General features: G+C 72.4%; 11 protein-coding genes. 5 read left to right on the plus strand and 6 right to left on the minus strand.

Features of this window, described 5'->3' with window-relative positions; all coding sequences use genetic code 11:
• Positions 1-36 precede the first annotated feature (36 nt).
• Together AB0316_RS18380 and AB0316_RS18385 are read left to right on the plus strand one after the other, a co-directional pair.
• Positions 37-2538: a ribonucleoside-diphosphate reductase subunit alpha gene (locus AB0316_RS18380; RefSeq protein ID WP_366274651.1), complete on the plus strand. Its 2502-nt coding sequence runs from the start codon at positions 37-39 to the stop codon at positions 2536-2538.
• Positions 2535-3533, plus strand: a complete 999-nt coding sequence (locus AB0316_RS18385) for a ribonucleotide-diphosphate reductase subunit beta (RefSeq protein WP_366274496.1) — start codon at positions 2535-2537, stop codon at positions 3531-3533. Before AB0316_RS18380 ends, AB0316_RS18385 begins: the two co-directional genes overlap by 4 nt.
• 97 nt (positions 3534-3630) lie before the next feature.
• On the opposite strand, the gene AB0316_RS18390 is transcribed toward AB0316_RS18385, so the two are convergent.
• Positions 3631-4695, minus strand: coding sequence for a sodium:calcium antiporter (locus AB0316_RS18390; RefSeq protein ID WP_366274497.1), 1065 nt, complete (start codon positions 4693-4695; stop codon positions 3631-3633).
• A gap of 181 nt (positions 4696-4876) precedes the next feature.
• Here AB0316_RS18390 and AB0316_RS18395 point away from each other — a divergent pair, with 181 nt between their 5' ends.
• A complete protein-coding gene (locus tag AB0316_RS18395; RefSeq protein WP_366274498.1) occupies positions 4877-6541 on the plus strand; it encodes a fatty acid--CoA ligase in 1665 nt (554 codons plus the stop codon).
• Between the two features lie 134 nt (positions 6542-6675).
• Here the strand turns inward: AB0316_RS18395 and AB0316_RS18400 are convergent, their stop codons facing one another.
• Positions 6676-7650: a putative sulfate exporter family transporter gene (locus AB0316_RS18400; protein ID WP_366274499.1), complete on the minus strand. Its 975-nt coding sequence runs from the start codon at positions 7648-7650 to the stop codon at positions 6676-6678.
• Positions 7651-7796: 146 nt separating this feature from the next.
• On the opposite strand from AB0316_RS18400, the gene AB0316_RS18405 reads away from it, so the two are divergent.
• Complete coding sequence (locus tag AB0316_RS18405) at positions 7797-8675, plus strand: LysR family transcriptional regulator (protein WP_366274501.1); 879 nt, start codon at positions 7797-7799, stop codon at positions 8673-8675.
• Between the two features lie 120 nt (positions 8676-8795).
• On the opposite strand, the gene AB0316_RS18410 is transcribed toward AB0316_RS18405, so the two are convergent.
• On the minus strand, positions 8796-11858 hold the full coding sequence (locus tag AB0316_RS18410; RefSeq protein ID WP_366274502.1) for an AAA family ATPase: 3063 nt from the start codon (positions 11856-11858) through the stop codon (positions 8796-8798).
• 352 nt (positions 11859-12210) lie between these two features.
• On the opposite strand from AB0316_RS18410, the gene AB0316_RS18415 reads away from it, so the two are divergent.
• Entirely contained in the window at positions 12211-12417 is a 207-nt protein-coding gene (locus AB0316_RS18415; protein WP_366274504.1) for a hypothetical protein, read from the plus strand.
• Between the two features lie 29 nt (positions 12418-12446).
• On the opposite strand, the gene AB0316_RS18420 is transcribed toward AB0316_RS18415, so the two are convergent.
• From AB0316_RS18420 to AB0316_RS18430, 3 genes are all read right to left on the minus strand, one after another.
• A complete protein-coding gene (locus AB0316_RS18420) occupies positions 12447-12956 on the minus strand; it encodes a hypothetical protein (RefSeq protein ID WP_366274505.1) in 510 nt (169 codons plus the stop codon).
• Entirely contained in the window at positions 12953-13657 is a 705-nt protein-coding gene (locus tag AB0316_RS18425) for a DUF2807 domain-containing protein (RefSeq protein WP_366274507.1), read from the minus strand. Before AB0316_RS18425 ends, AB0316_RS18420 begins: the two co-directional genes overlap by 4 nt.
• Positions 13658-13775: 118 nt before the next feature.
• On the minus strand, positions 13776-14516 hold the full coding sequence (locus tag AB0316_RS18430; protein ID WP_366274509.1) for a DUF4118 domain-containing protein: 741 nt from the start codon (positions 14514-14516) through the stop codon (positions 13776-13778).
• Between the last annotated feature and the right edge of the window lie 104 nt (positions 14517-14620).

Consider the following 14620-nt stretch of genomic DNA (forward strand, 5'->3'; position numbering starts at 1 on the left):
GAGACGTCCGCCGAGCCGTCCTCGGCGCCGTCCTCGGTGTCCCCGAGGCTGTCGGTGACCAAGCGCGACGGCTCCCGGGAGCCGTTCGACGCCGACCGGATCAACCGCGCCGTCGAGCGCGCCACCGAGGGACTCGAGGACGCCGTCGGCCTCACCGTCCAGATCGCCTCGGAGCTCGCGATCACGCTCTTCGACGGCATCACGACCGAGCAGCTCGACGAGGCCGTCATCCAGGTCGCCGTCCAGGACGTCAAGGACGACCCGGCGTTCGACCGCGTCGCGGCCCGCCTGCTGCTCAAGACGATCTACAAGCGGGTGCTCGGCGGCTACGACAGCGCGCGCGAGCTGACCCTCCTGCACCGCGCCCGCTTCCCCGGCTACGTCCGCGACGCCGTCGAGAACGGACTGCTCGACGCGCGGCTCGCGACCGGCTTCGACCTCGAGCGCCTCGCCGACGAGCTCGACCCCGGCCACGACGAGCTGCTCACCTACATCGGCGTCGTGACCATGCGGAACCGCTACCTGCTGACCGGTCCAGGCGGCACGGACGTCGAGGTGCCGCAGTACTTCTGGATGCGTGTCGCGATGGGGCTCTCGCTGAACGAGGACGACCCGACCGCCGCGGCCGTCCGCTTCTACCGCGCCATGGCCCGCCTGGAGTACCTGCCCGCGGGCTCGACGCTCGTCAACGCCGGCACGCCGCGACCGCAGCTGTCCAACTGCTTCGTCATGCAGATGGAGGACGACATCGAGCACATCGCCAAGAGCGTGCGCGACGTCATGTGGATCACCAAGGGCACCGGCGGCATCGGCCTGTCGGTGACCAAGCTGCGCGCCGAGGGCTCGCCGATCCGCAGCAACAACACCACCTCCACCGGGCCGATCCCGTTCATGCACACCATCGACTCGACGCTGCGCGCCATCTCGCGCGGCGGCAAGAAGTTCGGGGCGCTGTGCTTCTACATGGAGAACTGGCACCTCGACTTCCCCCAGTTCCTCGACCTGCGCCAGCAGGCCGGCGACCCCTACCGCCGCACCCGTACGGCCAACACCGCCGTGTGGATCTCCGACGAGTTCATGCGCCGGGTCGAGCAGGACGAGGCGTGGTACCTCTTCGACCCGCTCGAGACCCCGGACCTCGTCGAGCTGACCGGCGCCGCCTTCAGCCGGCGCTACGCCGAGTACGTCGCGCTGGCCGAGCAGGGCCGGCTGCGGACGTTCCGCACCGTCCGGGCCCGGGAGCAGCTCACCGCGATCCTCGTGGCCCTCCAGACCGCCTCGCACCCGTGGCTCACCTGGAAGGACACCATCAACCTGCGGGCGCTCAACGACAACACCGGCACGATCCACCTGTCGAACCTCTGCACCGAGATCACGCTCCCGCAGGACCGGGACAACACGGCCGTGTGCAACCTCGCCTCGGTCAACCTCGCCCGGCACCTGCGCGCCGACGCCCTTCCGGCCCCGGGCCAGGCCCCCGACCTCGACGCCGTCGTCGACTGGGACCGGCTCGAGGCGACCGTCCGCACGGCCGTCCGGCAGCTCGACAACCTCATCGACATCACCCTGTCGTCGGTCGCCGAGTCCGAGCGCTCCAACGAGGACAACCGGGCGGTCGGGCTCGGGATGATGGGCTTCACCGACGTCGTCGAGCGCCTCGGCATCACCTACGGCGGCGAGACCTCCCTCGAGCTGGTCGACCGGCTCGCCGAGTTCATCAGCCACACCGCGATCGACGAGAGCTGTGAGCTCGCGCGCAACCGGGGCAGCTACCCGAACTTCGCCGGCTCCGGTTGGTCGCGAGGACTCGTCCCCGTGGACACGATCGACACTCTCGAGGCCGACCGCGGCATCGGCGTCGAGGTCGACCGGTCGTCGCGGCTCGACTGGGACACGTTGCGCGAGAAGGTCGCCGGCGGCATACGCAATGCCACGCTGATGGCCGTGGCGCCCACCGCCTCCATCGGACTGGTCGCCGGCACCACGCCCGGGCTCGACCCGCAGTTCTCACAGCTGTTCAGCCGGACGACGAGCTCGGGCAAGTTCCTCGAGGTCAACCGCAACCTCGTCGCGACCCTCAAGCAGCTCGGCCTGTGGGAGGACGTGCGGGAGGAGCTGCTGCGCTCGCAGGGCGACGTGCAATCGATCGACGCCGTCCCGCAGAGCGTCCGCGACGTCTACCGCACCTCCTTCCAGCTCTCGCCGTACGCGTTCCTCCACGTGGCGGCCCGCGCGCAGAAGTGGGTCGACCAGGCGATCAGCCGCAACATGTACCTCGAGACGCGCGACCTGGCCGAGATGGCGCGGATCTACACCGCGGCGTGGCGGATGGGCGTCAAGACGACCTACTACCTGCATGTGTTGCCGCGCCACACCGCCGAGCAGTCGACGGTGCGCGTCAACAAGGCGACCGCCTCGGGCCGCGCCGGCGGGGGCTTCGGCTTCGCCCGCGCAACACCGGGCCTCGACGCCGCGGAGGCGGTGGTCGCGTGCCCCACCGACCCGCAGGAGCGACTGGACTGCGAGGCCTGCCAGTGAGCGCCCATGGCACGCCCGGCATCCTCGGCACCGGCCTGTCGGAGGGTTTGCTGCTCAAGCCGATCCGCTATCCGTGGGCATACGAGCTCTACGAGCAGGCGGTGGCCAACACGTGGTTCCCACACGAAGTCCAGCTCGGCGAGGACCTCGCCGACTTCGCGCGCATGACCGAGGAGGAGAGGCACGCCGTCACCTTCCTGATGAGCTACTTCAACCCCAACGAGCTGCTCGTCAACAAGGCCCTCGCGTTCGGCGTCTACCCCTACGTGGCCGCGCCGGAGGCGCACCTCTACCTCGCCAAGCAGATGTGGGAGGAGGCCAACCACTGCGTCGCCTTCGAGTACGTCCTCGAGACGTTCCCGATCGACCGGCAGGCCGCGTACGCCGCCCACGTGGACACGCCGTCGATGGCCGCCAAGGAGGCCTTCGAGCTGCGCTACCTCGGCCGCATGACCGAGGGCACGCTCGACATCACGACGCCCGAGGGCAAGCGCGACTTCGTGCGCAACCTCGTCGCGTACAACGTCATCCTCGAGGGCATCTGGTTCTACAGCGGGTTCATGGTGGCGCTGAGCTTCCGGCAGCGGAACCTGCTGCGCAACTTCGGGTCTCTCATCGACTGGGTCGTGCGGGACGAGAGCCTGCACCTCAAGTTCGGGATCAGCCTGGTCCTCACGGTGCTCGAGGAGAACCCGGAGCTGCAGACACCCGAGTTCGCCGACGAGATCCGGCAGATGATCCTCGACGCGGTCGAGCTGGAGGAGCGCTACAACCACGACCTGCTGCCGCACGGGATCCTCGGGCTCAACGCGACCTACCTCAACACCTACGTGCGCTACCTCGCGGACCGGCGGCTAGAGGAGCTCGGGTTCGACGCGCACTTCGGCGTCAGCAACCCGGCCAAGTGGATGGCGGCAGCCAACGACACGCTCGAGCTCGTCAACTTCTTCGAGGCGACGAACACGAGCTACGAGGTGGGTGCCCGCACCCGCTGACGCGCGACGGTCCGCCCGTCGACGGCCGGGTCGCCCGGGGGCGTACGCGTGGGGCTGCACGCGTACGCCCGCGGGCCCACGGCGCCCGGCCGGGCGGCTAGGAGCTGGCGACGGCGAACAGGCCGGCCACCCCGACGGCATACAGCACCAGCACGACGATCGAGTCCAGCCCCATCCGGGCTCGTCGGTGCTCGGGCCGGAACACGAGCCCGACGACGTAGACGATCGTCAGCAGCACGCCGAGGGCGGTGAGATAGATGTCGGTGTTCTGCGCATGCGGCAGGACCGCCTTGCCGGACAGCAGGGTGGCCACGAGGAAGAGCACGGGCAGGAAGGCGTTGCCTCCGAAGATGTCGCTCACCGCCAGCTGGTAGTCGCCCTGGCGCACCGACGTCAGGCCCGTCGACAGCTCCGGGAGCGAGGTGGCCGCGGCCAGCACGGTGGCGCCGAAGAGCACCCCGGAGAGGCCGATGTCTCCCGCGATGGCGTCCCCGCTGCGTTCGAGGACCACGCCTGCGGCCAGGGTCACGAGGGCGGAGATGCCGAAGATCGTGGCCGACTTGGCGGTGCTGGTGCCCTTCGACGTGGCGTCGTGCTCGGCCTCCTGCTGCGAGTGGCCCTTCGGCGGTCCCTGGTTGTCGGGGGCCTCACCGGACTCGTGCCACGGCAGGTGCTTGCCCGCGCGCTGGAGCAGCAGGAGCCCGACGACCCAGAGGGCGGCGATCAGCACGGGGGCTGGCGTGAGCCTCCACCAGATGAGGCCGGCGGGCAGCTGGCTGCCGGCGATGACGACGGCGAGCACGGCCACGACGAGGACCCCCTCGAGCACGAGGACGAGCGAGGCCGCCTGGTAGGTCAGAGGACGCCTGCCGCGGATGCCGAAGGCGTCGAGCGCCACGAGCACCACCGTCTGGATCGCGATGCCGCCGAGGATGTTGCCGACCGCGACGCCGACGTTGCCCGACAGCGAGGCGCTCGCGACGATCGCGATCTCCGGCAGGTTGGTGGCAAGGGCGAGCAGGATGAGGCCGCCCAGCGCCTGACCGAGGTGCAGCCGCGTGGAGAGGACGTCGGTCTGCCTGGACAGCTGGACCCCCGCGACCCAGATGGCTGCCGCCGCGGCGACGAAGACCAGCAGCAGCACAGGCAGCGACAGCGTCATGGGGGAGCACCTCGTCCTCTCGTCGGCTCGGGGCCGGTTGCCCGAGCATCCTCTGTGTCGCCAGTACCCGCGCGAGCCGCCACGGTGCAGCCGGACGCCGGACTGTGACGCACCAGACGCCGGCGAGGGGGCGTCTGTCGAAGGGGGTGCGGTCCCGTCCCGCTGGTGGCAGTCTCAGCACATGAAGAGCACCATGCAGACCTCGCCTCTGCTGATCTCGTCGCTGCTGCGCTTCGGCACGACGATGCACGGCGACAGCGAGGTGGTCACGTGGACGGGCGAGGGCGCCCGCCGCACCAGCTACCGCGAGCTCGGCCGGCAGGCAGTCCAGCTCGCCCACGCGCTGCGAGGTCTGGGCATCACCGGGGACCAGCGGGTCGGCACCTTCATGTGGAACAACGCCGAGCACCTGATGGCCTACCTCGCCGTGCCGTCGATGGGTGCGGTGCTGCACGCGCTCAACATCCGGCTCTTCCCCGAGCAGCTCGTCTACGTGACCCGGCACGGTGGCAGTCAGGTGGTCATCGTGGACAACACGCTGGCAGAGGCGTTCTCGCGGTTGCTGCCGCACCTGCCCGAGGTTCGCCACGTCATCGTCAACGGCCCCGTCGACGGTGCCGTCACCGCTGCGCTCGCAGAGCATGTCGAGGGCGTCCACAACCTCGCGACCCTCATCGCCGACGAGCCCACGACCTTCGACTGGCCCGAGGACATCGACGAGAACGACGCGTCGTCGATGTGCTACACCTCCGGGACCACCGGCCACCCCAAGGGCGTCGTCTACTCGCACCGGAGCAACTACCTGCACGCCATGGGTGTCGCGTCCTCGCTCGGGATCACGCAGGCCGACCGGTTCCTCATCGTCGTGCCGCTCTTCCACGCCAACGCCTGGGGCTACCCCTACAGCGCCATGGTCACCGGCGCCACCCTCGTCATGCCGGACCGCTACCTGCAGGCCGAGCCGCTCGCCGCGATGATCGCCGCGGAGCGGGTGACCGGCGGCGCCGGCGTGCCGACGATCTGGAACGACCTGCTGCACCACCTCGACAACCACGAGACCGACGTGTCGTCGTGCCGGATGCTCATGGTCGGGGGCTCGGCCGCGCCGCCGGCGATGATCCGGGCGTTCGCCGACCGGCACGGCATCGACATCGTCCACGGCTGGGGGATGACCGAGACCTCGCCCGTCGCCTCCCTCGCGCTGCCGCCGGCGCGGGTGGAGCCCGGCTCCGAGGAGTACTGGCGCTACAAGTCCTCGCAGGGCCGCATCCTCTGCGGTGTCGAGGCCCGGCTCGTCGGGCCCGACGGAGACGTCGTGCCCGCCGACGGCGAGTCGGTCGGCGAGGTCGAGGTGCGCGGGCCGTGGATCACCGGCTCCTACTACTCCAACGGCACCGAGCCGCAGTCCGAGCTCGACGAGATGGCGGCCAAGTTCGACGACGGCTGGCTGCGCACGGGCGACGTCGGCCGCCTCTCCGCCGACGGCTATCTCGAGCTGACCGACCGGGCCAAGGACGTCATCAAGTCTGGCGGGGAGTGGATCAGCTCCGTCGACCTCGAGAACGCGATCATGGCCCACCCCGACGTGCTCGAGGCCTCGGTCGTCGGTGTGCCGGACGAGCGGTGGGGCGAGCGGCCCCTGGCCTCCGTCGTGCTGCGCCCCGGCGCCGACGTGACGGTCGAGCAGCTGCGCGAGTTCCTCGAGGGGCGCGTCGCCCACTGGCAGGTGCCCGAGCGGTGGGCGCTCATCGACGAGGTGCCCAAGACGAGCGTCGGGAAGTTCGACAAGAAGGTGCTGCGGAGCAGGTACGCCGCCGGCGAGCTCGAGGTGCAGAGCGTGGGCTGACCCGCCGGCGGGCGCCACGGCACACGCCCTCGGGACGCCACGGCATACGCCCTCGGGACGCCACGGCATACGCCCTCGGGACGCCACGGCATACGCCCTCGGGACGCCACGCCACACGCCCTCGGAACGTGTGGTCAGTAGAGCGCGACGACGAGGGACAGGGACACCCCGGCTGCGATGACGGTCGAGGCGATCGCGAGCGCCAGCGCCCGGCGCGGGACCGGCCACAGGTCGGCGAGCCGGAAGCCGAGCCCCAGCCCGAACATCCCGGCGGCGAGCAGCACGTTCGTCACGACGTCGGCCACGGCGAGGGCGCCGGCCGGCACGATCCCGGTCGAGCGCAGGACCACGGCGACGAGGAAGCCGGCGAGGAACCACGGGACGAGCGGCACGGACCTCCCGGCAGCCTGGCTGCCCTTGGCGACGAAGCCGTAGGTCGGGGCGAGCAACGCCACCCGGCCGAGCTTGACCGTGGTGGCGATCGCGACGGCTCCGGTGCCCACGATCGAGGCGGCGGCGACGACCTGGGCCACCTCGTGGATGCTCGCGCCGGCCCAGATCGCCGACTGCTCGACCGTCAGCCCGAGGGCGTGCGCGAGCCAGGGGAGGGCGATGATCATGCCGCTGCCGAAGAGGGTCACCATCGCCACGGCCAGCGCGACGTCGCGCTGGCGCACCCGCACCGTGTCGGAGACGGCCGCGATCGCGGCCGCACCGCAGATCGAGAAGCCGGTGGCCAGCACGGTCACGAAGCCCTCGTCCAGCCGCAGCCGCCGACCGACGAGCCGGGTGCCGACGAACGTGGCGCACACGGTGAGCACGACGACGGCGACGCCGCGCAGCCCGATCGCGGCGATGTCGCCGATGGGCAGCCGCAGGCCGATCATGACGACGCCGATGCGCAGCAGCAGCCGGGTCACCGACGCGTGCCCGTCGAGCACCGCCGAGCGTGACCACGCCGTGTTGGCCACGACCGCGCCGACGATGAGGGCGAGCAGCAGGGGGCCCGGCAGCGGCACGAACCGGCTCACGAGCGTGGCGGCGAGCGCTGCGACGAGCGGGGGCGCGATGCGCCAGACGGCTGGGACGGTGCGCTCGGTGGTGGGCATGAGTCCACCTTCGCGTCCTCGCGGAACGCCCAGAAGACCCTCATCACGCACGAACCATCCAGATGGGTTATGACTGGAGATCCTCTGCTGTGTCGCGAACTGTCGGCTCGGGAGCGAGAACGACAAGCGACGGACGAAGGACGGACATGCCTGCTGACCTCGAGCTGGACACGCTGCGGCTGCTCACCGCGCTCGTCGAGGCCGGGAGCCTGACGGCCGCGGCGAGGCTGCAGGGCATCAGCCAGCCGGCCGCCAGCGCGCGCATCCGGGAGTTCGAGGCGCGCTGGCAGCTCTCGGTCGTCCGGCGCTCCTCGCGCGGGGCGACGCTGACGACCGACGGGCAGGCCGTGGTCGCGTGGGCCCGGGACGTGCTCGGCTCTGTGGACACCATGCGCGCTTCCATGGAGGCGCTGAGCCAGAGCCGCTCGGCCAACCTGCACATCGCCGCCAGCCTGACCCTCGCCGAGCACCTGGTGCCACGCTGGCTCGGCGAGCTGCACGCGACGCGTCCGGCGACGCGCCCGGTGCTGCAGGTCGTCAACAGCGAGTCGGTGGCCGACGCCGTGCGCTCGGGGGCTGCAGAGATCGGCTTCGTCGAGTCGACGAGCCTGCCCGCCGGCCTTGCCAGCCGCACCGTGGGGCGCGACCGGCTGGTCGTCGTGGTGGCACGAACACACCCGTGGGCCCGCCGTCGCATTGAACTCGACCAGGCTGAGCTGACGGCCGCGCGCTGGGTGCTGCGGGAGCCCGGCAGCGGCACGCGCAGCACGTTCGAGGCCGCACTGGGTGACCAGCCCCAGGTCGCGCTGGAGGCGACGTCGACGACGGCCCTGCTCGGGGCGGTGATGGCCGGGGTCGGACCGGCAGTGGTGTCCGAGCTGTCGATCCGCGGCGAGCTCGAGACGGGCCGGCTCGTGTCCGTGCCGCACCGGCTCGACCTGCGCCGGCCTCTCACCGGGGTCTGGCGGGCCGACCAGCGGCTGTCCGAACCGGCCCGTGACCTGCTGGCGATCGCCGTGCGGTGAGGCCCCGACGACCACCACATCGTCAGCGCACCGGTCGGTTCGTCGGCACGGCATCACGCCGGCCGCGCCACCGCTTCCGGGTTGATCACCCGGCAGGGGTGACCTGCCGGGTTCCCGGGATCAGAGCAGGCCGAGCCGGCGGCCGGCCGCCACGGCCTCGCGCCGGGAGGAGACGCCGAGCTTGTCGAAGATCGAGCGCAGCTGGGTCTTGACGGTGTTGGCGCTGACCGAACGGGCGGCCGCGATCTCCTTGATGGTCAGCAGCGACGGCAGCTCGCGCAGCAGTGACAGCTCGCGCGCCGTCAGCCGTCCCTCCCGGCGGGAGGCAGGCACGGGCCTGGCCTCCGCGACGTGCTCGAGCAGGTCGCTCGCGAACCGCTCGAGCGGTCCGAACCGCCCGGCGTCGGCGAGCAGCAGGTCCGGCACGCCCGGGACGGTGTCGACGACGAGCCGCACGGCCCCCTCCGGCGCGGCCCGCTCCATCGCGGCCACGAGCAGCTCGTGGGACCGCCAGGGCTGCCCCCGGCGTGAGGCCAGGACGGCTGCCATGAGCTCGGCCTTGACGACGTCGCGCCAGGAGGCCGCGTCCGGCTCGGCCAGTACGTCGTGCACGATCTCGCGTGCGGCGTCGTCATCGCCCTCGTGGAGCAGCCGCAGGGCCGTCATGACGCAGAGCCGGAGCGGGTCGATGCCCAGGTGCGCTGCCACGTCCTCGACCTCGGGGGCCATTCGGGCGCACCCGGCCCGCAGGAGCAGCTCGTGGATGGAGACGACCTCGTTCGCGGCCATCCCCTCGGTGAGCGACTGCGTCGCGATGGCCCGCACGTCGGCCCTCACGGACCGGGCCACGGCATACGTCGAGCTCGGGCTGCGGTCGACGGCGAGGGCCAGGTGCGCGTCCAGCAGGCGGCTCATCCTCCCCAGCTGCGCGAGACCACGCTGCCGCGGGGAGCCCTCGTCCGGTCCCGGACCTCCGTCGACCGGCGAGGCGGACTCGGCCAGCAGGGTGCGCGCGACGTCGTTGCGCCGGCGGGCCGCGTCGTCGTCCATGCGGTGGTAGGCCGACCAAGCGGCCAGGACGTAGGCCGGCAGCAGCCGCGGCGAGCGCTGCCACGGCGTGCCCTCCGCCATCCGCAGGGCCCGGCCGGACCACAGGTCCACGCCCTGGAAGTCCTCGGCTCCGGCGCACACCGACGCCAGCCCGCTCATGGCCTGCAGCGCGACGAGCTCGTGCCCGGTCCGACGCGCCGTCTCCAGCACGTCGCGGAAGGCCCGGCTCGCCTCGTCGAACCGACCCGCAGCAAGGAGCTCGCCACCGTCTGTCAGGCCGGCCAGGAGGGAGAAGTCGAGAGCGTGGTGCTCCCAGGCGTCACTTCGGGCCACGTGTCCGACCCCATTGGCGACCCCATGACCGACGCCGTGTCCGGCCTCAGGTGCGAACCCGTTTGCTCCCGCGTGTCCCGACGGCCCCGGCGACGCCGACCCCGACAGCCGCGACCGCCCCGACCCCGGCGGACCCGACGGCCCAAAACGCCCCGACGGGACGGCGGCAACCGAGGCGTGGTGCGCCCGGCCCACCAGCGAGCGCACCGAGGTCGTTCGCGGCGCTGCCGTCCGCGCCCGCGAGCTGCCCTGCGGCTCCGCGGGCCTGGAGATCAGCGCGAGCATCCGGCCGCCCAGCGACACGAGGTCCTGCAGGGGTGGCGAGCCGCCACCGGCCGCGCGGCCCAGGGCGACGGCGCCTCGCGCCTCCGGCATCCGCTCGCTCAGCCGGTCCAGGGCCTCCCGGGCCGCCTGTGGGTCGGCGAGCTCGCCCAGGGCCAGCGCAGCCATGCCGGTGACCAGTGGGTCCTCGGTGGCGAGCTCGGCGACGGTGCGCCGCACCTCGTCCGCCTGCCCCTCGGTCAGCAGGTGCAGCGCCTGGCGCCGGATCACCTCCGAGGCGAGCGCGTCGTCGCCGGCCTCCCGGGCGTGGTGCAGCGCCTGTCGCGGCCGGCCCGAGGCGAGGTACCAGCGGGCCGCCGCCCGGTGGGCCCGGCGCAACCGGCCGGACCCCTGGGAGGCGAGGAGCGCGGCGAGGTGGCTGCGCAGCAGCGAGTGGTAGCGGAACGTGTCGGGCGCAGCCGTTCCGGTGGGGACCGCAGTCACCATGGCGCTGTCGGCCGACAGCTCGAGCAGCATCGCCCGCGCGTCCGGGCGCCCGGTGAGCGCGGCGGCGGCATCCGGGTCCACCCGGTCCAGGACCGAGGTGGTGACGAGGAACTCCCGTGCGTCGGGCTCGAGGGTGGACAGGACCTCCTCGACGAGGTAGCTGGAGATGGCCCTGTCGTTGTGGGCGAACTCCTGCAGGAAGGTGTCGGTGTCCCGTCCCCGTGACAGCGACATGGCAGCCAGGCCCAGCCCGGCGGGCCAGCCCTCGGCCAGCTGGTGGAGCCGGTCGACGTCGCCGGCGTCCAGGGACAGGCCGTGCAGCCGCAGCAGCTCGCCGGCCTCGTCGAGGGAGAACCTCAGCTCGGGTTCGCGCAGCTCGACGAGGCGCTCCTCGACGCGCAGCCGCGCCAGGTGCAGGTCGGGCTCGGACCTGGTCGCCATGACGAGGTGCAGGTTGGCCGGCGCCCAGCGGATCAGCCGGTCGAGGAGGGCTCGGCTGGTCGCCGACCGGACGACGTGCGCGTCGTCGAGCAGCAGCCACAGCTGCCGGTCACGCGAGGCGGCGACGCGGACCACCTCGTCGACGAGCACCCGGGGCTTGGCGGCTCCGTCGAGCGTGGGAACGCGAGCACCGCCGTCGTTGCTCTCGCTGCCCCCGCTGTCCCCGTCGTTCGCGTCGCTTTCGTCGGCTCCGTCGGGTGACGTGGGCCGGCGGTCCGGTCCGGTCGCGAGTGCCCCGCGGATCGCCTCGGCGATGCTCTGCGCGAGGACGCTCGGCTCGTCGTCGTCGCGGTCCAGGCTCGCCCACCCGACGGCGTCCCCGCGGCTCTCGAGGTCCCGGGCCCACGTCGCGAGCAGCGTCGTCTTGCCGGTCCCGGCCGACCCGGCGACCAGCACCACGGTCCCGGCGTCACGCTCGACGGCCGTTGCCAGGGCGCGCGGCGCCGGCAGCGCGGCCCGGCGGACCGTCCGCGCCGTGACGGCGGGCCTGCGGTGCTTCGGCGTCACGACAGCCCCCGAGGCCGTCGTCATCGCGTCTGCTCCGCACGCTCTGGCCGCACCGCGCTCTCTCCCACGGGGCCGGCCCTGTTGTTCTCGCCGTCCGTGGCCGCAGCCGGTGACGGCATCGTCGTCGGCCAGGCCCGGTGTGTCCGTGCGCGTGACAACCGTCGCATGGAAACCTCCAGCAGTGAGGGGACTCCGCCAAGTCCGGCGGGCCCCCGTGTCTTCGACGGTAGCCGAGGAGCTCCCGGCGCGTGGCCGGTTGCGTCCATCCGCGACGTGACGGACGTCCCATCGCTCACCCGGCTTGGGTGAGGCCGGCGCAGGGAGCCCCGACGAGCATGGGTGGTACCTGCCATCGAGGGTGTGATGGGAGCCCGCCGTGCGCTACGAGTTCATCCTTGCCGAGCGTCTCGCGGACATCGCGCAATGGGCGTTTCCCGAGCTGCGTGAGTCCACGGTGGCCGTGGGGGCGCGGGGAAGCGTCCTCTACGGCGAGATCCTCGACACCGCGCACCTGCGCGGGGTCATCGACCGGTTCCAGGACCTGGGCTACACGCTCCTCGAGATGCGCTGCCTGCCTGACTAGCCTCCGGAACGGGCCCCGACTCCCCGCGCTCACGCTTGCGTATGCGTACCGCCGCGTCTCCGGGGTGCGTCCGCTCCCAGCGGTGTCCGGTGCGGCGTCCGCAGCAGCCGCCGGACGAACGCGCGGGAGAGCAGCAGCGCGATCGCGAGCAGGGTCACCGACGCGAACCCGCCCAGCGTGACCCGGTCGCCGAACACGAGCGCGACAGCCTCCAGCACGACGAACTTGCTCCCGAAGAGCACGACCCACAGCAGCGATGCAGCGACGAGCTTCCCCGCGGGTCCGGACGCCCGGCGGTAGCGCGCTCTGACCCGGTTCTTCACGGCGACGACGACCTCGAGGATGACCTTGAGCAGCACCGCGGTGAGCAGCGACAGGGTGAACGTCTCGCTGATCACCGCCGGGAGGTACTCCACGAAGAGGTTGAGCACGACCACGTAGACGAAGACGTCGACGATCGCCGCCGCCCGGTGCGGGTCGAGGCGGTCCTCCGGTGCCCGGGTGACGCCGTCGCCGCCCAACTCCGCGTCCGCGCTCACGGGGTGCGCACCACGGCACCGCCGGAGGTCTCGACGCCGGTGCGGGCGGGCCGGCGCGTCAGGATGAGCACGACGCCTCCGGACGCGGAACCGGTGACGGACTGGGTGACGTCGAGGGTGGCCACCACCCCGCCGCTGAGGTCGACGGCGGCCGTCGTGGCGTGCAGGTCGCCGAGGGCGGGGATGGCTCCGCCACTGGCGTGGAGGTCGAGGCGCGTCACGGTTCCAGAGACCGTCGTGCGCGCCCCGCCGGACATCTGCACCGTGAGGGTGCCGGCACGGCCCGCGTTGCCCGACGCGCTCGCCCCGCCGGACAGCTCGAGGACGGTCAGCCGTGGCACGGTGACGGCGACGGTGATGCCGTCGGGGCTGGCGAACCCACTCGTCGTGTCGACGGTGAGGCGCGACCCGGACACCTCGGTCCTCGTGATGTCGACGAGGTTGGGCTGCGCGGTGACGACCACCGCGTGGGGCCCCTGCGCGAGGGTGAGCGAGATGCCGCCGCCGGCCTGCACCTCGGTGAAGTCACCGACGCTCCTCGAGCGTGAGACGACGTCGCCCGCCCCGACCTCGACGTGGCCCGGGGCGGCGTAGCCGCACGCGGCCACGCCGCTCAGCAACCCCACCAGTCCGAGCGTCGCCACCACCGCCGGCACGCGCCGCCGCGCCCCGGCGGTCCATAACCCCGTCGCCCACCTCATGCTCGCCTCCACCACCAGCATGTCGCGATGTCGGTCCCACCCGGCAGGGCCCAACGTCCCCCGGGTGCCCGCCCGAGGACGAGCCCGCGTACGCCTCGAGCCGCCGAGCCTGGCAGGGTCACGTCGCGCTGCTGAGCGCTCCCATGCGGTCCGCGAGGAGCATGGCCACGCGCAGCTGCTCGGCGCCGGGGTGCACGACGCGGGTCGACGTGACGATCCGGAAGTGACCCACCGGGTGGTCCGCGACGCGGACGGGGATCGCGGTGTAGCCGTCGGTCGGCAGCCCCACGCGGCGCACGTCGAGCACCGCCCCGGCGGCGCGTACCTCCCCGTCGGCTTCGACGACGGCGTCGTCCGCGTCCGGCGGGTACGGCACCCACTCGGTGCGGTCCGCACCGAGCACCTGGTTGACGGCCGCCGCGATGACCCGTCCGCGCTCGGTCTCGTCGGCCTCCGGCGGCAGGTCGAGCAGGTGGGCCAGGCCCTGCAGGTAGCCGTCGCGCCGCAGCGCCGCCGCCTGCTGCCGGCGCCCCCAGATCGCGATCTCGGTGACCGCGAGGCCGACGAGGACCAGCGTGACGGCGAGCTGGACGTCGTCCCGGTAGGTGATGGCCAGCGTGTAGTAGGGGACCGTGAGGAAGAAGTCGAAGCTCGCGGTGGCCGACAGCGCCGCGCCCACGCCGGCGATCCGGTCGCCGGTCGCCGCCGCTGCGACGACGGCCAGCACGAGCACCATGGCCGCCGCCGCCCCGCTCATGCTGTCGCGGACGAGCACCAGGGCTGCGCCGACGACCACCGGCAGCAGCACGGCCAGCCAGCGCACGGCGACCCGGTGCGCGGCGAACCAGCTGTGCGTCATATCTCCACCCAACTCCTGCCCCGGGCCTGCCGCAGCAGTTCGCCGGGATCCTGACGAATCTTGACGCAACCCTGATGCCGTCACCCTCCCGGCAGGAATCGCCC

This window comes from Terrabacter sp. NPDC080008 (assembly GCF_040702505.1).
In the GTDB taxonomy this organism is placed as follows: Bacteria; Actinomycetota; Actinomycetes; order Actinomycetales; family Dermatophilaceae; genus Terrabacter.

Coding starts and splice junctions, on each gene's coding strand:
- AB0316_RS18405 (WP_366274501.1), top strand. CDS start 7,797: ATGCCTGCTGACCTCGAGCTGGACACGCTGCGGCTGCTCACCGCGCTC.
- AB0316_RS18395 (WP_366274498.1), top strand. CDS start 4,877: ATGAAGAGCACCATGCAGACCTCGCCTCTGCTGATCTCGTCGCTGCTG.
- AB0316_RS18390 (WP_366274497.1), bottom strand. CDS start 4,695: ATGACGCTGTCGCTGCCTGTGCTGCTGCTGGTCTTCGTCGCCGCGGCG.
- AB0316_RS18400 (WP_366274499.1), bottom strand. CDS start 7,650: ATGCCCACCACCGAGCGCACCGTCCCAGCCGTCTGGCGCATCGCGCCC.
- AB0316_RS18425 (WP_366274507.1), bottom strand. CDS start 13,657: ATGAGGTGGGCGACGGGGTTATGGACCGCCGGGGCGCGGCGGCGCGTG.
- AB0316_RS18410 (WP_366274502.1), bottom strand. CDS start 11,858: ATGACGACGGCCTCGGGGGCTGTCGTGACGCCGAAGCACCGCAGGCCC.
- AB0316_RS18430 (WP_366274509.1), bottom strand. CDS start 14,516: ATGACGCACAGCTGGTTCGCCGCGCACCGGGTCGCCGTGCGCTGGCTG.